This window comes from Escherichia sp. WS3227_2 (assembly GCF_046486495.1).
GTDB lineage: Bacteria > Pseudomonadota > Gammaproteobacteria > Enterobacterales > Enterobacteriaceae > Escherichia > Escherichia coli.
In genome coordinates this window covers 47,377-69,402 of sequence record NZ_JBJQLG010000008.1, presented here as the reverse complement: position 1 = coordinate 69,402, position 22,026 = coordinate 47,377, and the positions used below count along the sequence as shown (strand labels likewise).

General features: G+C 52.0%; 14 protein-coding genes, 1 tRNA gene, 1 other RNA gene and 2 pseudogenes. 9 read left to right on the top strand and 9 right to left on the bottom strand.

Annotated elements, in window-relative coordinates:
• Positions 1-30 precede the first annotated feature (30 nt).
• Positions 31-2,307, top strand: coding sequence for an ATP-dependent Clp protease ATP-binding subunit ClpA (gene clpA / locus ACJHXB_RS12850; RefSeq protein ID WP_000934041.1), 2,277 nt, complete (start codon positions 31-33; stop codon positions 2,305-2,307).
• A gap of 342 nt (positions 2,308-2,649) precedes the next feature.
• On the opposite strand, the gene ACJHXB_RS12845 is transcribed toward clpA, so the two are convergent.
• The 9 genes and pseudogenes from ACJHXB_RS12845 to trxB all read right to left on the bottom strand — a co-directional run bounded on the left by ACJHXB_RS12845 (position 2,650) and on the right by trxB (position 8,994).
• A non-coding RNA gene (locus ACJHXB_RS12845) (RtT sRNA) lies at positions 2,650-2,784 on the bottom strand.
• Between the two features lie 43 nt (positions 2,785-2,827).
• A tRNA-Ser gene (locus tag ACJHXB_RS12840) sits at positions 2,828-2,915 on the bottom strand.
• A 253-nt stretch (positions 2,916-3,168) separates the two neighbouring features.
• On the bottom strand, positions 3,169-3,387 hold the full coding sequence (gene infA, locus ACJHXB_RS12835; RefSeq protein WP_001040187.1) for a translation initiation factor IF-1: 219 nt from the start codon (positions 3,385-3,387) through the stop codon (positions 3,169-3,171).
• Positions 3,315-3,467 (bottom strand): annotated as a pseudogene (locus ACJHXB_RS12830) (hypothetical protein); the annotation flags it as partial. The gene infA and the pseudogene ACJHXB_RS12830, both read right to left, overlap by 73 nt.
• A 59-nt stretch (positions 3,468-3,526) precedes the next feature.
• Positions 3,527-3,671, bottom strand: a pseudogene (locus ACJHXB_RS12825) (hypothetical protein); the annotation flags it as partial.
• A complete protein-coding gene (gene aat, locus ACJHXB_RS12820; protein WP_001241678.1) occupies positions 3,672-4,376 on the bottom strand; it encodes a leucyl/phenylalanyl-tRNA--protein transferase in 705 nt (234 codons plus the stop codon). It abuts the pseudogene before it with no gap.
• 41 nt (positions 4,377-4,417) lie between these two features.
• A complete protein-coding gene (gene cydC, locus ACJHXB_RS12815) occupies positions 4,418-6,139 on the bottom strand; it encodes a heme ABC transporter ATP-binding protein/permease CydC (protein ID WP_001202145.1) in 1,722 nt (573 codons plus the stop codon).
• Entirely contained in the window at positions 6,140-7,906 is a 1,767-nt protein-coding gene (cydD, locus tag ACJHXB_RS12810; RefSeq protein WP_001043584.1) for a heme ABC transporter permease/ATP-binding protein CydD, read from the bottom strand.
• 122 nt (positions 7,907-8,028) lie between these two features.
• Complete coding sequence (trxB, locus tag ACJHXB_RS12805; RefSeq protein ID WP_000537432.1) at positions 8,029-8,994, bottom strand: thioredoxin-disulfide reductase; 966 nt, start codon at positions 8,992-8,994, stop codon at positions 8,029-8,031.
• Positions 8,995-9,538: 544 nt separating this feature from the next.
• On the opposite strand from trxB, the gene lrp reads away from it, so the two are divergent.
• The 8 genes from lrp (at position 9,539) to dmsC (ending at position 21,996) form a co-directional block, all read left to right on the top strand.
• A complete protein-coding gene (gene lrp, locus ACJHXB_RS12800; RefSeq protein WP_000228473.1) occupies positions 9,539-10,033 on the top strand; it encodes a leucine-responsive transcriptional regulator Lrp in 495 nt (164 codons plus the stop codon).
• Between the two features lie 134 nt (positions 10,034-10,167).
• Positions 10,168-14,313 (top strand): DNA translocase FtsK, encoded by a 4,146-nt coding sequence (gene ftsK, locus ACJHXB_RS12795; RefSeq protein WP_019843100.1) that lies wholly within the window; start codon positions 10,168-10,170, stop codon positions 14,311-14,313.
• Between the two features lie 158 nt (positions 14,314-14,471).
• Positions 14,472-15,083, top strand: a complete 612-nt coding sequence (gene lolA / locus ACJHXB_RS12790) for an outer membrane lipoprotein chaperone LolA (protein WP_001295343.1) — start codon at positions 14,472-14,474, stop codon at positions 15,081-15,083.
• A 10-nt stretch (positions 15,084-15,093) separates the two neighbouring features.
• Positions 15,094-16,437, top strand: coding sequence for a replication-associated recombination protein RarA (rarA, locus tag ACJHXB_RS12785; protein WP_000067755.1), 1,344 nt, complete (start codon positions 15,094-15,096; stop codon positions 16,435-16,437).
• 90 nt (positions 16,438-16,527) lie between these two features.
• Positions 16,528-17,820, top strand: a complete 1,293-nt coding sequence (serS, locus tag ACJHXB_RS12780) for a serine--tRNA ligase (protein ID WP_000886683.1) — start codon at positions 16,528-16,530, stop codon at positions 17,818-17,820.
• Between the two features lie 238 nt (positions 17,821-18,058).
• Positions 18,059-20,503: a dimethylsulfoxide reductase subunit A gene (gene dmsA, locus ACJHXB_RS12775; RefSeq protein ID WP_000850305.1), complete on the top strand. Its 2,445-nt coding sequence runs from the start codon at positions 18,059-18,061 to the stop codon at positions 20,501-20,503.
• Positions 20,504-20,513: 10 nt separating this feature from the next.
• Entirely contained in the window at positions 20,514-21,131 is a 618-nt protein-coding gene (gene dmsB, locus ACJHXB_RS12770; RefSeq protein ID WP_000213098.1) for a dimethylsulfoxide reductase iron-sulfur subunit DmsB, read from the top strand.
• A 1-nt stretch (position 21,132) separates the two neighbouring features.
• Positions 21,133-21,996, top strand: coding sequence for a dimethyl sulfoxide reductase anchor subunit DmsC (dmsC, locus tag ACJHXB_RS12765; protein ID WP_000534637.1), 864 nt, complete (start codon positions 21,133-21,135; stop codon positions 21,994-21,996).
• The last annotated feature ends 30 nt before the right edge of the window (positions 21,997-22,026 follow it).

Genomic DNA, 22,026 nt, shown 5'->3' with positions numbered 1-22,026 from the left:
ATGCAGGCATAAAAATTGGGGGAGGTGCCTATGCTCAATCAAGAACTGGAACTCAGTTTAAATATGGCTTTCGCCAGAGCGCGCGAGCACCGTCATGAGTTTATGACCGTCGAGCACTTGTTACTGGCGCTGCTCAGTAACCCATCTGCCCGGGAGGCGCTGGAAGCGTGTTCTGTGGATTTGGTTGCGCTCCGTCAGGAACTGGAAGCCTTTATTGAACAAACCACACCCGTTCTGCCTGCCAGTGAAGAGGAGCGCGACACACAGCCGACGCTGAGTTTTCAGCGTGTACTGCAACGTGCGGTCTTCCATGTCCAGTCCTCCGGTCGCAATGAGGTTACCGGTGCAAACGTTCTGGTCGCTATTTTTAGCGAACAGGAGTCGCAGGCGGCATATCTGTTGCGTAAACATGAAGTCAGCCGTCTCGATGTGGTGAACTTTATCTCTCATGGCACGCGTAAAGACGAGCCGACACAGTCTTCTGATCCTGGCAGCCAGCCAAACAGCGAAGAACAAGCTGGTGGGGAGGAACGTATGGAGAATTTCACGACGAACCTGAATCAGCTTGCGCGCGTGGGAGGAATCGACCCACTGATTGGTCGTGAGAAGGAGCTGGAGCGTGCTATTCAGGTTCTCTGCCGTCGCCGTAAAAACAACCCGCTGCTGGTGGGGGAATCTGGTGTCGGTAAAACCGCGATTGCGGAAGGTCTTGCCTGGCGAATTGTTCAGGGCGATGTGCCGGAAGTGATGGCTGACTGTACGATTTACTCTCTCGATATCGGTTCTCTGTTAGCGGGCACAAAATATCGCGGCGACTTTGAAAAACGTTTTAAAGCGTTGCTCAAGCAGCTGGAGCAGGATACTAACAGCATCCTGTTTATTGATGAGATCCACACCATTATCGGTGCGGGTGCAGCCTCTGGTGGCCAGGTCGATGCGGCTAACCTGATCAAACCGCTGCTCTCCAGCGGTAAAATTCGCGTAATTGGTTCGACAACCTATCAGGAGTTCAGCAACATTTTCGAGAAAGACCGTGCTCTGGCGCGTCGCTTCCAGAAAATTGATATTACTGAACCGTCGATCGAAGAAACTGTTCAAATCATCAATGGCCTGAAACCGAAGTATGAAGCGCACCACGACGTGCGTTATACCGCAAAAGCGGTGCGTGCAGCGGTAGAGCTGGCGGTGAAATACATTAACGATCGTCATCTGCCGGATAAAGCCATTGACGTTATCGACGAAGCGGGCGCTCGCGCACGCCTGATGCCGGTAAGCAAACGCAAGAAAACCGTTAATGTGGCGGATATTGAGTCCGTGGTGGCCCGTATTGCGCGCATTCCAGAGAAGAGTGTTTCGCAGAGTGACCGCGATACCCTGAAAAACCTCGGCGATCGCCTGAAGATGCTGGTCTTCGGTCAGGATAAAGCCATTGAGGCGCTGACTGAAGCCATTAAGATGGCGCGTGCAGGTTTAGGTCACGAACATAAACCGGTCGGTTCGTTCCTGTTTGCAGGCCCTACCGGGGTCGGGAAAACAGAGGTGACGGTACAGCTTTCGAAAGCTTTGGGCATTGAGCTTCTGCGCTTTGATATGTCCGAGTATATGGAACGCCATACCGTCAGCCGTCTGATTGGTGCGCCTCCGGGATACGTTGGTTTTGATCAGGGCGGTTTGCTGACTGATGCGGTCATCAAGCATCCACATGCGGTGCTGCTGCTGGACGAAATCGAGAAAGCGCACCCGGACGTGTTCAATATTCTGTTGCAGGTGATGGACAACGGTACGCTGACCGATAACAACGGACGCAAAGCGGACTTCCGTAACGTGGTATTGGTGATGACCACCAACGCTGGGGTACGAGAAACTGAGCGTAAATCGATTGGTCTTATCCACCAGGACAACAGTACCGATGCGATGGAAGAGATCAAGAAGATCTTTACGCCGGAGTTTCGTAACCGTCTCGACAACATTATCTGGTTCGATCATCTCTCCACCGACGTGATCCATCAGGTAGTGGATAAATTCATCGTCGAGTTGCAGGTTCAGTTGGATCAGAAAGGTGTTTCTCTGGAAGTGAGCCAGGAAGCGCGTAACTGGCTGGCCGAGAAAGGTTACGACCGGGCAATGGGCGCACGTCCGATGGCGCGTGTCATCCAGGACAACCTGAAAAAACCGCTCGCCAACGAACTGTTGTTTGGTTCGCTGGTGGACGGCGGTCAGGTGACGGTTGCGCTGGATAAAGAGAAAAATGAGCTGACTTATGGATTCCAGAGTGCACAAAAGCACAAGGCGGAAGCAGCGCATTAATCTGATTGTCAGGTAGGTTGGTGAAGTCCGTAATCTCGAAAGAGGTTACGGACTTTTTGTTTGTAGGCTGGGGCGGTGAAAACCCTATTTTTGGAGGTGAAGGTAAGTTGTTGATAATTAATGGTGCTGGAAGGTAAGAATAAAAAAGGGTGCCAGCAGGAAAATGAGATGATTTTGCTTTATTAACAACGAGCTAAACGTGTAGTATTTGAGTTCACTGCCGTACAGGCAGCTTAGAAAGCCAACCGAAAGAAAAACTCGATTTTTATACCGTTCACTGCCGTACAGGCAGATAAAATGCGAAAAAAAACTCGTACTTTCGTACGAGCTTTTCTTTAAATATGGCGGTGAGGGGGGATTGACTCGCTTCGCTCGCCCTGCGGGCAGCCCACTCACTGCGTTCGTGGTCTGTCCAACTGGCTGCGCCAGTTGTCGAACCCCGGTCGGGGCTTCTCATCCCCCCTGGAGTGCAATATGCGAAAAAAAAGCTCGCACTTTCGTACGAGCTCTTCTTTGAATATGGCGGTGAGGGGGGGATTCGAACCCCCGATACGTTGCCGTATACACACTTTCCAGGCGTGCTCCTTCAGCCACTCGGACACCTCACCAAATTGTTTTGCTACCAAACCTCATGGGTGGCAACGGGGCGCTACTATAGGGAGTTGGAGTAAAACGGTCAAGAAGAATTTTAATGATAATTATTGTTTGCTCATACTGTAAACAAGTTGTGCAGTATATCTACATCGAGACAAGTTATGGACTTATACTTCCAAAGTACTTCATACATATCACAAAATAAAAAGGTCGGTTAAACCGACCTTTTACTCGTTCTTTCTCTTCGCCCATCAGGCGGTAAAACAATCAGCGACTACGGAAGACAATGCGGCCTTTGCTCAGGTCGTACGGGGTCAGTTCAACAGTCACTTTGTCGCCCGTCAGGATGCGGATGTAGTTTTTGCGCATTTTACCGGAGATGTGTGCAGTAACCACGTGACCGTTTTCTAACTCTACGCGGAACATGGTATTAGGCAACGTTTCAAGAACGGTACCTTGCATTTCAATATTGTCTTCTTTGGCCATCTAATCCTCTGGGGTATCACTACCGTAATTTGAACCGGCAAGATAATGCCGAAGTTCTGTAAATAAGTAAAGATTTGCGCGCTAAATCGCAACAAACAGGTTCGGCACATTACTCCGAAAACACACGGCTAAGCCGCACCAAAAGCGCAACGTATAAGGGAGCGGTGAGATAAACGATGGGCGTTACCTGACGCGAAAAATTCCTTATCGGCAGCGGGGTAATGAGCGTAACCAACTCTGCGACCGCAATTATAACACTCTGGGGAGAAATGTGCCGAAAACATTCATTCTTGTGGTGAAAACAAGCACCGTGGTACCCAGAAATTATTCGGCAATCGTCCGAGGCGCATTTGATTGAGATAATTGAGGTAATCCCGGCGGGGAATTTCGCAGGCACCAAGCGACGCTGTGTGATCGTTAAGGACCTGGCAGTCGATAAGTTTACCGCCATGACCAATAAATTCCTCACAGAATACCAGAAGCGCCGTTTTAGACGCATTTTCCATCCGGCTGAACATGGACTCGCCACAAAATAGCGTTCCCTGGGCCACGCCGTACATACCGCCGACAAGCTCATCTTCACGCCAGACTTCAATAGAGTGGGCATGACCGAGTTCGTGAAGGCGATGGTAGGCTTCGACCACGCCACGCGTGATCCAGGTTCCTTCTTCGCGATCGCTGGCACAGCCTTCAATGACCTGACCAAAAGCGTAATTCATCGTGACTCGATAGGGCGAGCGTTTATGAAATCGCTTCATACTACGGCTGATATGCAGTGATTCAGGCCAAAGCACCGCGCGAGGATCGGGCGACCACCAGAGGATGGGGTCGCCTGGAGAAAACCACGGAAAAATACCACGCTGGTAAGCCATTAACAGGCGCGCAGGGCTAAGATCGCCCCCCAGTGCCAGCAGGCCGTTAGGCTCACGTAATGCGCCTTCCGGGGAAGGGAAGGCTATTGAATGGCGAGAAAGCTGAACCAGGCGCATGACCGCAAAACTCCACGCAAGTCGGATCGTTCAATAATAGCTTACAAACCCTGCTTGAACTGGTAATAACGCCCCTGTCTGGCAAGCAGTTCTGCGTGAGTACCTTGCTCAATAATTTGCCCGTTGTCCATCACTATTATTTGTTGGAAACGAGAGAGTCCGCGAAGTCGATGGGTGACCATTAACACCGTTTTCTCATGCATCATTTCTGCAAGCAATTCAAGGATCTGACTTTCGGTTGTGGCATCTAAGCCTTCTGTAGGTTCATCCAGCAATACCAGCGGCGCATCATGTAACAGCGCACGGGCGATAGCCAGACGGCGCAGTTCACCACCGGAGAGCTGGCGTCCGCCTTCACCCAACCAACTGTTGAGACCTGCATCCTCGAGCAGCTTCTCCAGACCAACGCGACGCAAGATCTCCGCCAGAGCCTCATCACTACTGCCAGGTGAGGCGAGTAACAGATTATCACGCAGCGTGGCGCTAAACAGATGCACTCGCTGAGGAACAACGCTGATGGTCTGTCGTAGAGCCGCTTCATTCAGGCTGGCTATGGGGCTATCGTTAAGCAAAATCTTGCCTTGTTGCGGGTCCCATGCGCGGGTCAGCAGTTGTAACAGTGTTGATTTGCCGCATCCGGTTCGCCCGAGAATCGCTATATGTTCCCCGGCGTTTACCTGAAGAGAAATCCCTTTAAGTGCCTGTTGGGATTGCTCCGGATAAGTGAATTGAACATCCCGTAACGTCAGCGAAACGCGATCGGCAACACGAGTTTGGGTATCAGGGAAGGTGACTTCCGGTTTTTGATCCGTTAAGTCAGTGATCCGAACGGCAGAGGCAATGACTTGCCCCAGATGCTGAAATGCACCCGTTACTGGTGCCAGTGCTTCAAACGCGGCTAACGCGCAGAAGACAAACAGGGCAATTAACGCGCCGGGTTGAGCATTGCCGCCAACGCCGCCAGACGCCATCCACAGCATCAGGATCACCGCTAACGCGCCAATGAGCAGCATTATCGCTTGCGACAATGCGGTGAGTTCAGATTGACGACGTTGCGCTTCCAGCCACTGAATTTCGGTATTCTCTAACTGCGTGCGATAACGATCGCTGGCACCAAAAATGGTCAGCTCAGCTTGCCCTTGCAGCCAGGCCGTCAGTTGTTGGCGATACTGCCCGCGAAGATGAGTCAGATTTTGCCCGGTGCTTTTTCCCGCACGATAAAACAGTGGTGGCATAAGGAAAAGCGTCAGTAACATAATGCCGCCCAGCGTAAAGGCGAGGGTGAAATCAAGGAAACTTAACCCGATTGTCACCACCATAATCACCACAAAAGCGCCCACCAGCGGCGAGATAACGCGCAGGTAAAGATGATCGAGCGTATCAACATCCGCCACCACGCGGTTGAGCAATTCGCCCTGACGATAGCGCGCCAGTCCGGCAGGGGATAGGGGCAGCAATTTGCTGAAGGTGTAAATGCGCAGATGCTGCAACACGCGGAAAGTCGCGTCGTGACTTACCAGACGTTCAAAATAGCGCCCGGCAGTACGGGTGATTGCTGCACCACGCACGCCCGCAGCGGGTAGCATATAGTTGAAGCTGTACAGTCCGGCAACCCCCGCTACCGCTGAGGCGGAGAGGAACCAGCCGGAAAGTGTCAACAGACCGATACTGGCGAGCAGTGTGACAATTGCCAGCGCAATACCAAGACTTAACATCCATTTATGACGTTTATACAGTGCCAGATAGGGTAGCAAAGCGCGCATTTAAATCTCCTCCTGACGATGGGCCAGCAATGTGGAGAAAGGACCACCAGCCACGCTTAATTCCGCGTAACGTCCTTGCTCAATAATCTGACCATCCTGCATTACCCAAATGACATCCCAGTCAGCAAGATCTTCTAACTGGTGGGTGACCATTAACGTTGTCTGGCGCAGAGAGGCGGCATTAAGCGCCTCCATTACGCGCTGTTCACTGTGAGCATCAAGGCTGGCAGCGGGTTCATCCAACAGTAATAGCGAACAGGGATTTAGTAATGCTCGGGCCACCGCCACGCGCTGTGCCTGCCCCACGGAAAGGCGGGCAGCCTGGTCGCCAACAGGCGTATCAACGCCTTGTGGCAGGAGCGGTAGAAACTCACTGACCCAGGCGTTATCCAGCGCTGTTTGTAACTCGTGTTCGCTGGCATCAGGTCGTGCCAGTAGTACGTTATCCCGTAGTGTTGCTGCCGGTAATTGTGGGTTTTGCCCAACCCAGGAGAGATGTTTACGCCATGATTCCGGTGATAAATCGCGTAATTCTATCCCGTTGATTCGTAGCGATCCCTGATATGAGAGAAAACCAGAAAGCGCGTTCAGCAGTGAGCTTTTACCTGAACCGCTGCGACCAACCAACACTGCACGTTGGCCTGCTGGCAAAGTAAAGTTCAGCGGTCCAGCCAGCGTTTTACCTTCTGGTGATGTAATAAACAGATCCTCGGCTTCAATGGTCACCGGATCGGTTGATGCTAATTCCGCCTCACCACGTTGCGGATGGGCGAGCGGGGTTTCCATAAACGTTTTCAGACTGTCAGCTGCGCCAACAGCCTGGGCTTTAGCATGATAAAACGTACCGAGATCGCGTAATGGCTGGAAAAACTCCGGCGCAAGGATCAGGGCCAGAAAACCCGCAGCCAGCGTCACGCCAGTATCGTAGTGACCAAAATCCAGCTCGCCGAGATAGGAAAAACCAAAGTAGACCGCCACCAGAGCAATTGACAGCGAGGTAAAAAATTCGAGAATGCCGGAGGATAAAAACGCCAGCCGTAGCACTTCCATTGTCCGTTGGCGGAAATCTTCCGAAGCAGAACGAATACTTTCAATTTCAGCTTCACCACGACCAAAAATACGCAATGTTTCCATGCCGCGCAGGCGATCGAGAAAATGCCCACTTAAGCGAGCAAGAGCGAGAAAGTTACGTCGGTTAGCATCGGCAGCCCCCATTCCAACCAGCGCCATAAATAACGGAATTAGCGGTGCAGTGCCCAGCAGAATCAGCGCTGCAGCCCAGTTTGAGGGGAAGATAGCCACCACAATCAGCAACGGCACCGACACTGCCAGCGCCATTTGCGGCAGGTAGCGTGCATAGTAATCATGCATATCGTCAATTTGCTCGAGTACCAGCGTCGCCCAGCTCCCCGCCGGTTTACCCTGAATCCACGCTGGCCCTGCTTGTTGCAGACGGTCGAGAACCTGACGGCGGATGGCAAAGCGGATATGCTGCCCGGCGTGATAACCCACCCGTTCGCGTAACCAGACCACCCATGCGCGCAGTACAAAGGTCAGAACCAGTAACGTAAAGGGAAGCAGCAGGGCTTCACGGGGAATATTCTCCATAATCATATGTTGCAGAATTCGCGCCATGAACCAGGCCTGGGCAATGATCAATATGCCGCTCACAAAGCCCAGCAGACGAGAAATATTCAGCCAACGTTGGGAGATGACGCTTTGCTGTTTTAACCAGCGGGTTAACTCTTTTTGACGGGATTTATTCATTGCACGCTTAGCAGGTGAGTTATCAGAATTATTTGCAGAGCAATGTTACAACGAGGAAAAAATAAAGGCGACCCATAGTCGCATGGTGTCGCCTTCTTTACTTTTGTTACTGATTTGTAAAATTATTTTGCGTCAGCTAAACCATCGAGGTAGCGTTCCGCATCAAGTGCTGCCATGCAGCCTGTACCAGCAGATGTAATAGCCTGGCGATAAATGTGATCCATCACGTCGCCTGCGGCAAAGACGCCAGGGATGCTGGTCTGGGTGGCATTACCATGAATACCCGACTGTACTTTGATGTAGCCGTTTTCCAGTTCCAGCTGCCCTTCGAAAATAGCCGTATTCGGGCTGTGACCGATAGCAACAAACAGACCGGCAACGTCGAGTGACTCGATGTTATCGCTGTTTTGCGTATCGCGCAGACGAACGCCAGTGACGCCCATCTGATCGCCGGTCACCTCTTCCAGCGTACGGTTGGTGTGTAGAATGATGTTGCCGTTCTCCACTTTATCCATCAGACGCTTAATAAGGATTTTTTCCGCGCGGAAACCGTCACGGCGGTGAATCAGATGCACTTCCGAAGCGATGTTAGACAGATACAGCGCCTCTTCAACCGCGGTATTGCCGCCGCCGATGACCGCAACTTTCTGGTTGCGATAGAAGAAACCGTCGCAGGTTGCACAAGCAGAAACTCCACGGCCTTTAAAGGCTTCTTCAGATGGCAGGCCGAGATAGCGTGCAGAAGCTCCGGTGGCAATAATCAGCGCGTCGCAAGTATATTCGCCGCTATCGCCAGTCAGACGGAACGGACGATTCTGCAAATCAACTTTGTTGATGTGATCAAAGATGATTTCAGTTTCAAATTTGGTGGCATGTTCGTGCATGCGCTCCATTAATAACGGACCGGTCAGATCGTTTGGATCGCCAGGCCAGTTTTCCACTTCCGTGGTGGTGGTCAGTTGGCCGCCTTTTTCCATGCCGGTAATCAGCACAGGTTGCAGGTTGGCGCGCGCCGCGTAGACAGCAGCGGTGTATCCCGCCGGGCCTGAACCCAGGATAAGCAGTTTACTGTGTTTGGTCGTGCCCATGAGATCCCCATAGTTGTTGGCAGACAATGGGCAGGATTGTAGGGAATTTACAGACGTAAAAAAAGAGTATGACGATTTTGTTAACAATTTGTGCAATCGGCAGCATCGATAAGCCGGTCAAATTCTCCCGTCATTATCACCTCTGCTACTTAAATTTCCCGCTTTATAAGCCGATTAAATGATGAATAAACGCCCCTGGTAATGAATATCTGGCATGTTGTACTAAAAATCGATGTTTTGCTTTGACAATCCCCTGGTGTTTTGCGAAAACATTCGAGGAAGAAAAAAAACAGTATTCTTATATGCGCATAACCATGCATGTAAATACCATGTTTACCGTGCTAGTGAAATCTACGTATGGCGTGGACAGACGCCATTCGTGATGTCGATAGCTGCCACAAGGCAACGGTCTTCTCACCGTAGACCCAGGCATTGCGCGCCGTGAATCTTCATGATTTCGGTCTATCGTGACGGGTAGCGACTCTGAACAGTGATGTATCAGGGTCAGACAGGAGTAGGGAAGGAATACAGAGAGACAATAATAATGGTAGATAGCAAGAAGCGCCCTGGCAAAGATCTCGACCGTATCGATCGTAACATTCTTAATGAGTTGCAAAAGGATGGGCGTATTTCTAACGTCGAGCTTTCTAAACGTGTGGGACTTTCCCCAACGCCGTGCCTTGAGCGTGTGCGTCGGCTGGAAAGACAAGGGTTTATTCAGGGCTATACGGCGCTGCTGAACCCCCATTATCTGGATGCATCACTTCTGGTATTCGTTGAGATTACTCTGAATCGTGGCGCACCGGATGTGTTTGAACAATTCAATACCGCTGTACAAAAACTTGAAGAAATTCAGGAGTGTCATTTAGTGTCCGGTGATTTCGACTACCTGTTGAAAACACGCGTGCCGGATATGTCAGCTTACCGTAAGTTGTTGGGGGAAACCCTGCTGCGTCTGCCTGGCGTCAATGACACACGGACATACGTTGTTATGGAAGAAGTCAAGCAGAGTAATCGTCTGGTTATTAAGACGCGCTAACACGGAACAGGTGCAAAATCGGCGTATTTTGATTACACTCCTGTTAATCCATACAGCAACAGTACTGGGGTAACCTGGTACTGTTGTCCGTTTTAGCATCGGGCAGGAAAAGCCTGTAACCTGGAGAGCCTTTCTTGAGCCAGGAATACACTGAAGACAAAGAAGTCACATTGACAAAGTTAAGTAGCGGCCGCCGCCTTCTGGAGGCGTTGCTGATCCTTATTGTCCTGTTTGCCGTCTGGTTGATGGCTGCCTTACTAAGCTTTAACCCTTCGGACCCCAGCTGGTCGCAAACGGCCTGGCATGAACCTATCCATAATTTAGGTGGGATGCCCGGTGCGTGGCTGGCAGATACGCTGTTCTTTATTTTTGGCGTGATGGCTTACACCATTCCCGTCATTATTGTCGGCGGTTGTTGGTTTGCCTGGCGTCATCAGTCCAGCGACGAATACATTGATTATTTTGCCGTTTCGCTACGCATCATTGGCGTTTTGGCGCTCATCCTTACCTCCTGTGGTCTGGCGGCAATCAACGCTGACGATATCTGGTATTTTGCCTCCGGTGGCGTCATTGGCAGCTTACTAAGCACTACGCTACAACCACTGCTACACAGTAGCGGGGGAACTATTGCGCTGCTCTGCGTTTGGGCAGCGGGCCTGACGCTGTTCACCGGTTGGTCATGGGTGACCATTGCTGAAAAACTCGGCGGCTGGATTTTAAATATTCTCACCTTCGCCAGTAATCGTACCCGTCGCGATGATACCTGGGTCGATGAAGATGAGTATGAAGACGACGAAGAGTATGAAGATGAAAATCACGGCAAACAGCATGAATCACGCCGTGCCCGTATTCTTCGCGGCGCGTTAGCGCGTCGTAAACGGTTGGCGGAAAAATTCATTAATCCGATGGGGCGGCAAACAGATGCTGCGTTGTTCTCCGGTAAGCGGATGGATGATGAAGAAGAGATTACCTATACTGCACGCGGTGTGGCTGCCGACCCGGACGACGTCCTCTTTTCGGGCAATCGTGCAACGCAGCCAGAATATGACGAATACGATCCATTATTAAACGGTGCGCCAATTACCGAACCTGTTGCTGTAGCAGCTGCTGCTACCACGGCGACGCAAAGCTGGGCTGCACCGGTTGAACCTGTGACTCAGACGCCGCCTGTTGCCTCTGTTGATGTTCCACCTGCACAACCTACAGTAGCCTGGCAGCCTGTACCGGGGCCACAAACGGGAGAGCCGGTTATTGCTCCTGCACCGGAAGGTTATCCACAGCAGCTACAATATGCGCAGCCTGCAGTGCAATATAATGAGCCGCTGCAACAACCTGTACAGCCACAGCAGCCGTATTATGCGCCTGCAGCTGAACAACCTGCGCAACAACCTTACTACGCTCCTGCGGCGGAACAACCTGTTCAGCAGCCGTATTATGCAACTGCGGCGGAACAGTCTGCGCAACAGCCGTATTACGCCCCTGCGCCAGAACAAACGGCGGCAGGTAACGCCTGGCAAGCCGAAGAGCAGCAATCCACTTTTGCTCCACAGTCTACATACCAGACTGAGCAAACTTATCAGCAGCCAGCCGCTCAGGAACCGTTGTACCAACAGCCGCAACCTGTTGAACAGCAGCCTGTTGTGGAGCCTGAACTCGTTGTAGAAGAGACAAAACCCGCGCGTCCGCCGCTTTACTACTTTGAAGAAGTGGAAGAGAAGCGAGCCCGTGAACGTGAACAACTTGCGGCCTGGTATCAACCGATTCCAGAACCGGTTAAAGAACCAGAACCGATCAAATCTTCGCTAAAAGCACCTTCTGTTGCAGCAGTACCTCCAGTGGAAGCCGCTACCGCCGTTTCTCCGCTGGCATCTGGCGTGAAAAAAGCGACACTGGCGACGGGGGCTGCCGCAACCGTTGCCGCGCCAGTCTTCAGTCTGGCAAATAGCGGTGGACCGCGTCCGCAGGTCAAAGAGGGGATTGGCCCGCAGTTGCCACGACCGAAACGTATCCGCGTGCCAACTCGTCGTGAACTGGCGTCTTACGGTATTAAACTGCCCTCACAGCGTGCGGCGGAAGAAAAAGCCCGTGAAGCCCAGCGCAATCAGTATGATTCTGGCGATCAGTATAATGATGATGAAATCGATGCGATGCAGCAGGATGAACTGGCACGTCAATTCGCCCAGACACAGCAGCAACGCTATGGCGAACAGTATCAACATGATGTGCCCGTGAACGCAGAAGATGCAGATGCTGCGGCAGAGGCTGAACTGGCTCGTCAGTTTGCGCAAACTCAACAACAACGTTATTCCGGCGAACAACCGGCTGGGGCGAATCCGTTCACGCTGGATGATTTTGAATTTTCGCCAATGAAAGCGTTGCTGGATGATGGTCCACACGAACCGCTGTTTACGCCAATTGTTGAACCTGTACAGCAGCCGCAACAACCGATTGCACCGCAGCAACAATATCAGCAGCCGCAACAACCAGTTGCGTCGCAGCCGCAGTATCAGCAGCCGCAACAACCGATTGCACCGCAGCAACAATATCAGCAGCCGCAACAACCAGTTGCGTCGCAGCCGCAGTATCAGCAGCCGCAGCAACCAGTTGCGCCGCAGCCGCAGTATCAGCAGCCGCAACAGCCGGTTGCGCCGCAGCCGCAGTATCAACAGCCGCAACAACCGGTTGCACCGCAGCCGCAGTATCAGCAGCCACAACAGCCAGTTGTGCCGCAGCCGCAGGATACCCTGCTTCATCCGCTGTTGATGCGTAATGGCGACAGCCGTCCGTTGCATAAACCGACGACGCCGCTGCCTTCTCTGGATTTGCTGACACCGCCGCCGAGCGAAGTGGAGCCGGTAGATACCTTTGCGCTTGAACAAATGGCGCGCCTGGTGGAAGCGCGTCTGGCTGATTTCCGTATTAAAGCCGATGTCGTCAATTACTCTCCGGGGCCGGTTATCACTCGCTTTGAATTAAACCTGGCACCGGGCGTAAAAGCGGCGCGCATTTCTAACTTGTCACGGGACCTTGCCCGTTCACTTTCGACGGTGGCGGTGCGTGTCGTTGAAGTTATTCCTGGCAAACCCTATGTAGGTCTGGAGTTACCAAATAAAAAACGACAAACCGTATATCTGCGCGAAGTTTTGGATAACGCCAAATTCCGCGATAATCCGTCGCCATTAACCGTGGTGCTGGGTAAAGATATCGCCGGTGAGCCGGTGGTTGCCGATCTGGCAAAAATGCCGCACTTGTTGGTTGCGGGGACTACCGGTTCCGGTAAGTCTGTCGGGGTGAACGCGATGATCCTGAGCATGCTTTATAAAGCACAGCCAGAAGATGTGCGTTTCATCATGATCGACCCGAAAATGCTGGAGCTTTCGGTTTATGAAGGCATTCCGCATCTGTTAACGGAAGTTGTTACTGATATGAAAGATGCCGCCAACGCGCTGCGCTGGTGTGTTAACGAGATGGAGCGTCGTTATAAACTGATGTCTGCGCTGGGTGTGCGTAATCTGGCGGGTTATAACGAAAAAATTGCTGAAGCCGATCGCATGATGCGTCCGATTCCAGACCCGTACTGGAAGCCGGGTGATAGTATGGATGCGCAGCATCCGGTGCTGAAAAAAGAGCCATACATTGTGGTGCTGGTGGATGAATTTGCCGACCTGATGATGACGGTAGGTAAAAAAGTGGAAGAGCTGATAGCACGTCTGGCGCAAAAAGCCCGTGCCGCGGGTATCCACCTCGTACTGGCAACTCAGCGTCCATCGGTTGATGTTATTACTGGTCTGATTAAAGCGAATATTCCGACCCGTATCGCCTTTACCGTATCCAGTAAGATTGACTCACGTACCATCCTTGATCAGGCTGGTGCGGAATCACTGCTGGGTATGGGGGATATGCTCTACTCTGGGCCGAACTCCACGTTGCCGGTGCGTGTCCACGGTGCATTCGTGCGTGACCAGGAAGTCCATGCCGTGGTGCAAGACTGGAAAGCACGTGGTCGTCCACAGTATGTTGATGGCATCACCTCCGATAGTGACAGCGAAGGTGGCGCGGGTGGTTTCGACGGCGCAGAAGAACTGGATCCGTTGTTCGATCAGGCTGTGCAGTTTGTCACTGAAAAACGCAAAGCGTCAATTTCAGGCGTACAGCGTCAGTTCCGCATAGGTTATAACCGTGCGGCGCGTATCATCGAACAGATGGAAGCGCAGGGGATTGTCAGCGAACAGGGGCACAACGGTAATCGTGAAGTGCTGGCCCCACCGCCGTTTGACTAATTAATGCATCGTATGCCGGAAAAGGCGCGGTAGCGTCGCATCCGGCACTCTATCAACTGAAAATTCAGTATTTTCTTCTTTCCTCAAGCTGATTATTAGCCTGGAATAGAGAGTAGAGGGAGCTCCCGGTCGGGAGTGACGTAATTTGAGGAATAATGATGAAAAAAATTGCCATCACCTGTGCATTACTCTCAAGCTTAGTAGCAAGCAGCGTTTGGGCTGATGCCGCAAGCGATCTGAAAAGCCGCCTGGATAAAGTCAGCAGCTTCCACGCCAGCTTCACACAAAAAGTGACTGACGGTAGCGGCGCGGCGGTGCAGGAAGGTCAGGGCGATCTGTGGGTGAAACGTCCAAATTTATTCAACTGGCATATGACTCAACCTGATGAAAGCATTCTGGTTTCTGACGGTAAAACACTGTGGTTCTATAACCCGTTCGTTGAGCAAGCTACGGCAACCTGGCTGAAAGATGCCACCGGTAATACGCCGTTTATGCTGATTGCCCGCAACCAGTCCAGCGACTGGCAGCAGTACAATATCAAACAGAATGGCGATGACTTTGTCCTGACGCCGAAAGCCAGCAATGGCAATCTGAAGCAGTTCACCATTAACGTGGGACGTGATGGCACGATCCATCAGTTTAGCGCGGTGGAGCAGGACGATCAGCGCAGCAGTTATCAACTGAAATCCCAGCAAAATGGGGCTGTGGATGCAGCGAAATTTACCTTCACCCCGCCGCAAGGCGTCACGGTAGATGATCAACGTAAGTAGAGGCACCTGAGTGAGCAATCTGTCGCTCGATTTTTCGGATAATACTTTTCAACCTCTGGCCGCGCGTATGCGGCCAGAAAATTTAGCACAGTATATCGGTCAACAACATTTGTTGGCTGCGGGGAAGCCGTTGCCGCGTGCTATCGAAGCCGGGCATTTGCATTCTATGATCCTCTGGGGGCCACCGGGTACCGGCAAAACAACCCTCGCTGAAGTGATTGCCCGCTATGCGAACGCTGATGTGGAACGTATTTCTGCCGTTACTTCTGGCGTGAAAGAGATTCGCGAGGCGATCGAGCGCGCTCGGCAAAACCGCAATGCTGGTCGCCGCACTATTCTTTTTGTTGACGAAGTTCACCGTTTCAACAAAAGCCAGCAGGATGCGTTTCTGCCACATATTGAAGACGGCACCATCACTTTTATTGGTGCAACCACTGAAAACCCGTCATTTGAGCTTAATTCGGCACTGCTTTCCCGTGCCCGTGTCTATCTGCTGAAATCCCTGAGTACAGAGGATATTGAGCAAGTACTGACTCAGGCGATGGAAGACAAAACCCGTGGCTATGGTGGTCAGGATATTGTTCTGCCAGATGAAACACGACGCGCCATTGCTGAACTGGTGAATGGCGACGCGCGCCGGGCGTTAAATACGCTGGAAATGATGGCGGATATGGCCGAAGTCGATGATAGCGGTAAGCGGGTCCTGAAGCCTGAATTACTGACCGAAATCGCCGGTGAACGTAGCGCCCGCTTTGATAACAAAGGCGATCGCTTTTACGATCTCATTTCCGCACTGCATAAGTCGGTACGTGGTAGCGCACCCGATGCGGCGCTGTACTGGTATGCACGAATTATTACTGCCGGTGGCGATCCGTTATATGTCGCGCGTCGCTGTCTGGCGATAGCGTCGGAAGATGTGGGTAATGCTGATCCACGAGCGATGCAGGTGGCAATTGCGGCCTGGGATTGCTTTACCCGAGTTGGCCCGGCGGAAGGTGAACGCGCCATTGCTCAGGCGATTGTTTACCTGGCCTGCGCGCCAAAAAGCAACGCTGTCTACACTGCGTTTAAAGCCGCGCTGGCGGATGCTCGCGAACGTCCGGATTATGACGTGCCGGTTCATTTGCGTAATGCGCCGACGAAATTAATGAAGGAAATGGGCTACGGGCAGGAATATCGTTACGCTCATGATGAAGCAAACGCTTATGCTGCCGGTGAGGTTTATTTCCCGCCGGAAATAGCACAAACACGCTATTATTTCCCGACAAACAGGGGCCTTGAAGGCAAGATTGGCGAAAAGCTCGCCTGGCTGGCTGAACAGGATCAAAATAGCCCCATAAAACGCTACCGTTAATGTTATCGTTGCGGTAATGTTGTTACTGTATCCCTGTGGTCGCAGGCTGTGGCCACATCTCCCATTTAATTCGATAAGCACAGGATAAGCATGCTCGATCCCAATCTGCTGCGTAATGAGCCAGACGCAGTCGCTGAAAAACTGGCACGCCGGGGCTTTAAGCTGGATGTAGATAAGCTGGGCGCTCTTGAAGAGCGTCGTAAAGTATTGCAGGTCAAAACGGAAAACCTGCAAGCGGAGCGTAACTCCCGATCGAAATCCATTGGCCAGGCGAAAGCGCGCGGGGAAGATATCGAGCCTTTACGTCTGGAAGTGAACAAACTGGGCGAAGAGCTGGATGCAGCAAAAGCCGAGCTGGATGCTTTACAGGCTGAAATTCGCGATATCGCGCTGACAATCCCTAACCTGCCAGCAGATGAAGTGCCGGTAGGTAAAGATGAAAATGACAACGTTGAAGTCAGCCGCTGGGGTACCCCGCGTGAGTTTGACTTCGAAGTTCGTGACCACGTGACGCTGGGTGAAATGCACTCTGGCCTGGACTTTGCAGCCGCAGTTAAGTTGACCGGTTCCCGCTTTGTGGTAATGAAAGGGCAGATTGCTCGCATGCACCGCGCACTGTCGCAGTTTATGCTGGATCTGCATACCGAACAGCATGGCTACAGTGAGAACTATGTTCCGTACCTGGTTAACCAGGACACGCTGTACGGTACGGGTCAGCTGCCGAAATTTGCTGGCGATCTGTTCCATACTCGTCCGCTGGAAGAAGAAGCAGACACCAGTAACTATGCGCTGATCCCAACGGCAGAAGTTCCGCTGACCAACCTGGTACGCGGTGAAATCATTGATGAAGATGATCTGCCAATTAAGATGACCGCCCACACCCCATGCTTCCGTTCTGAAGCCGGTTCATATGGTCGTGACACCCGTGGACTGATCCGTATGCATCAGTTCGACAAAGTTGAAATGGTGCAGATCGTGCGTCCGGAAGACTCAATGGCGGCGCTGGAAGAGATGACCGGTCATGCGGAAAAAGTCCTGCAGCTGCTGGGACTGCCGTACCGTAAAATCATCCTTTGTACCGGCGACATGGGTTTTGGTGCTTGCAAAACTTACGACCTGGAAGTATGGATCCCGGCACAGAACACCTACCGCGAGATCTCTTCCTGCTCCAACGTCTGGGATTTCCAGGCGCGTCGTATGCAGGCACGTTGCCGTAGCAAGTCGGACAAGAAAACCCGTCTGGTTCATACCCTGAACGGTTCTGGTCTGGCTGTTGGTCGTACGCTGGTTGCGGTTATGGAAAACTATCAGCAGGCTGATGGTCGTATTGAAGTACCAGAAGTTCTGCGTCCGTATATGAACGGACTGGAATATATTGGCTAATACCCAATTTTTCTGAATCTAAAAAGCGCCTGCGGGCGCTTTTTTTGTCTCCCTTTGATACCGAACAATAATTACTCCTCACTTACACGTAATACTACTTTCGAGTGAAAATCTACCTATCTCTTTGATTTTCAAATTATTCGATGTATACAAGCCTATATAGCGACCTGCTATAGAAATAATTACACAATACGGTTTGTTACTGGAATCAATCGTGAGCAAGCTTGAGTGAGCCATTATGAAAACGAAAATCCCTGATGCGGTATTGGCTGCTGAGGTGAGTCGCCGTGGTTTGGTAAAAACGACAGCGATCGGCGGCCTGGCAATGGCCAGCAGCGCATTAACATTACCTTTTAGTCGGATTGCGCACGCTGTCGATAGCGCCATTCCAACAAAATCAGACGAAAAGGTTATCTGGAGCGCCTGTACAGTTAACTGTGGTAGTCGCTGCCCGCTACGTATGCACGTCGTGGACGGTGAAATCAAATATGTTGAAACGGATAATACTGGCGATGACAACTATGACGGCCTGCACCAGGTGCGCGCCTGTCTGCGTGGTCGTTCCATGCGTCGCCGTGTCTACAATCCGGACCGCCTGAAATATCCGATGAAACGAGTCGGGGCGCGCGGTGAAGGCAAATTCGAGCGCATTAGCTGGGAAGAAGCCTACGACATCATCGCGACCAATATGCAGCGCCTGATCAAAGAGTACGGCAACGAGTCTATCTATCTGAACTATGGTACCGGTACGCTGGGCGGCACCATGACCCGCTCCTGGCCGCCGGGAAATACCCTGGTCGCTCGCCTGATGAACTGCTGCGGCGGTTATCTGAACCATTACGGTGACTACTCTTCCGCGCAAATTGCGGAAGGTTTGAACTATACCTACGGCGGCTGGGCAGATGGTAACAGCCCGTCGGATATCGAAAACAGTAAACTGGTAGTGCTGTTTGGTAATAACCCTGGCGAAACGCGAATGAGTGGCGGTGGGGTGACTTACTATCTTGAACAGGCGCGCCAGAAATCTAATGCTCGCATGATCATCATCGATCCGCGCTATACCGACACCGGTGCCGGGCGTGAAGATGAGTGGATCCCTATTCGTCCGGGAACAGATGCCGCACTGGTTAACGGTCTGGCGTATGTCATGATCACCGAAAACCTGGTGGATCAGGCATTCCTCGATAAATATTGCGTTGGCTACGACGAGAAAACACTGCCAGCCAGTGCGCCGAAAAATGGTCACTATAAAGCTTATATTCTGGGTGAAGGGCCAGATGGCGTGGCTAAAACGCCGGAATGGGCCTCGCAAATCACCGGTGTTCCGGCAGACAAAATCATCAAATTGGCTCGTGAAATCGGTAGTACCAAACCGGCGTTTATCAGCCAGGGATGGGGCCCGCAGCGTCACGCTAACGGTGAAATCGCAACCCGTGCTATCTCGATGCTGGCGATTCTGACCGGTAACGTTGGTATTAACGGGGGGAACAGCGGCGCGCGTGAAGGTTCATACAGCTTACCGTTTGTCCGTATGCCGACCCTCGAAAACCCGATCCAGACCAGCATTTCGATGTTTATGTGGACCGATGCCATTGAACGTGGCCCGGAAATGACAGCGCTGCGTGATGGTGTGCGCGGGAAAGATAAGCTGGATGTGCCGATCAAAATGATCTGGAACTATGCCGGTAACTGCCTGATTAACCAGCATTCTGAAATCAACCGTACCCATGAAATCCTTCAGGATGATAAGAAGTGCGAGCTGATTGTGGTTATCGACTGCCACATGACCTCATCAGCGAAATATGCTGACATCCTGCTGCCTGACTGCACCGCTTCCGAACAGATGGACTTTGCACTGGATGCATCCTGCGGGAATATGTCTTACGTGATTTTCAACGATCAGGTGATTAAACCGCGCTTTGAATGTAAGACCATCTATGAAATGACCAGCGAACTGGCAAAACGTCTTGGCGTTGAGCAACAGTTTACTGAAGGCCGTACACAGGAAGAGTGGATGCGGCATCTGTATGCCCAGTCGCGGGAAGCGATTCCTGAACTGCCAACGTTTGAAGAGTTCCGCAAGCAGGGGATCTTTAAAAAGCGCGACCCACAAGGGCACCACGTTGCTTATAAAGCCTTCCGTGAAGATCCGCAGGCAAATCCACTGACCACGCCATCGGGTAAAATTGAGATTTATTCGCAGGCGCTGGCTGACATTGCCGCGACCTGGGAATTGCCAGAAGGCGACGTGATCGATCCACTGCCGATCTATACGCCGGGCTTTGAAAGTTATCAGGATCCGCTGAACAAACAATATCCGCTGCAGCTTACGGGGTTCCACTACAAATCTCGCGTTCACTCAACTTACGGCAACGTTGATGTGCTGAAAGCAGCTTGCCGTCAGGAAATGTGGATCAACCCGCTTGATGCACAAAAACGCGGTATCAACAACGGCGATAAAGTCAGGATCTTTAACGATCGTGGTGAGGTTCATATTGAGGCGAAAGTGACGCCACGAATGATGCCGGGTGTGGTCGCACTGGGTGAAGGTGCCTGGTATGACCCGGATGCAAAACGTGTCGATAAGGGCGGTTGTATCAACGTACTGACCACTCAACGTCCGTCTCCTCTCGCTAAGGGGAATCCGTCACATACAAACCTTGTTCAGGTTGAAAAGGTGTAAGGAGTAACCGATGACAACCCAGTATGGATTTTTTATTGATTCCAGCCGTTGCACCGGTTGCAAAACCTGCGAGCTGGCCTGTAAAGACTATAAAGATCTGACGCCGGAAGTCAGCTTCCGCCGCATTTATGAATATGCTGGCGGTGACTGGCAGGAAGATAACGGTGTCTGGCATCAGAACGTGTTTGCCTACTATCTGTCGATTTCATGTAACCACTGCGAAGATCCGGCTTGTACTAAAGTCTGCCCGAGCGGTGCGATGCATAAACGTGAAGATGGTTTTGTTGTGGTCGATGAAGATGTGTGCATTGGCTGCCGCTACTGCCATATGGCTTGCCCGTATGGCGCACCGCAATATAACGAAACGAAAGGCCATATGACCAAATGCGATGGTTGTTATGACCGTGTTGCGGAGGGGAAAAAGCCGATCTGTGTTGAATCTTGCCCGCTGCGGGCGCTGGATTTCGGCCCTATCGACGAGCTGCGTAAAAAACATGGCGATCTGGCGGCCGTTGCGCCGTTGCCGCGAGCTCACTTTACCAAACCGAATATTGTGATCAAACCCAATGCCAACAGCCGCCCGACCGGGGATACCACTGGCTATCTGGCAAACCCGAAGGAGGTGTGAGATGGGAAGTGGATGGCATGAATGGCCGCTGATGATCTTCACGGTCTTCGGGCAATGTGTAGCGGGTGGTTTTATCGTTCTGGCTTTGGCGCTGCTCAAAGGCGACCTGCGAGCAGAAGCCCAGCAGCGTGTTATTGCCTGCATGTTTGGTTTATGGGTGCTGATGGGCATTGGCTTTATCGCCTCTATGCTTCATCTTGGTTCACCGATGCGCGCCTTTAACTCGCTCAACCGGGTAGGGGCTTCAGCACTCAGTAACGAAATCGCCAGCGGTTCGATCTTTTTTGCTGTTGGTGGCATCGGCTGGTTGCTGGCAATGCTGAAAAAGCTGTCACCGGCATTGCGTACGCTGTGGCTGATAGTGACGATGGTTCTTGGCGTCATCTTTGTCTGGATGATGGTGCGTGTGTATAACAGCATTGATACCGTTCCGACCTGGTACAGCATCTGGACGCCGATGGGCTTCTTCCTGACGATGTTTATGGGCGGCCCGTTACTGGGTTACCTGTTGCTGAGTCTGGCTGGCGTCGATGGCTGGGCGATGCGTCTGCTGCCAGCCATTTCTGTACTGGCCCTGGTAGTGAGTGGCGTGGTGTCAGTGATGCAGGGCGCAGAGCTGGCGACTATTCATAGCTCTGTGCAGCAGGCCGCAGCGCTGGTGCCGGACTATGGTGCGCTGATGTCCTGGCGGATCGTGCTTTTGGCCGTTGCCCTGTGCTTGTGGATTGCACCACAGCTAAAAGGTTATCAGCCTGCGGTTCCGCTACTTTCCGTATCATTCATTCTGCTTCTGGCAGGGGAATTAATCGGTCGTGGCGTATTCTATGGTTTGCATATGACCGTGGGGATGGCCGTCGCAAGCTAATCATAACAACCGGGGTTTCGGCCCCGGTTC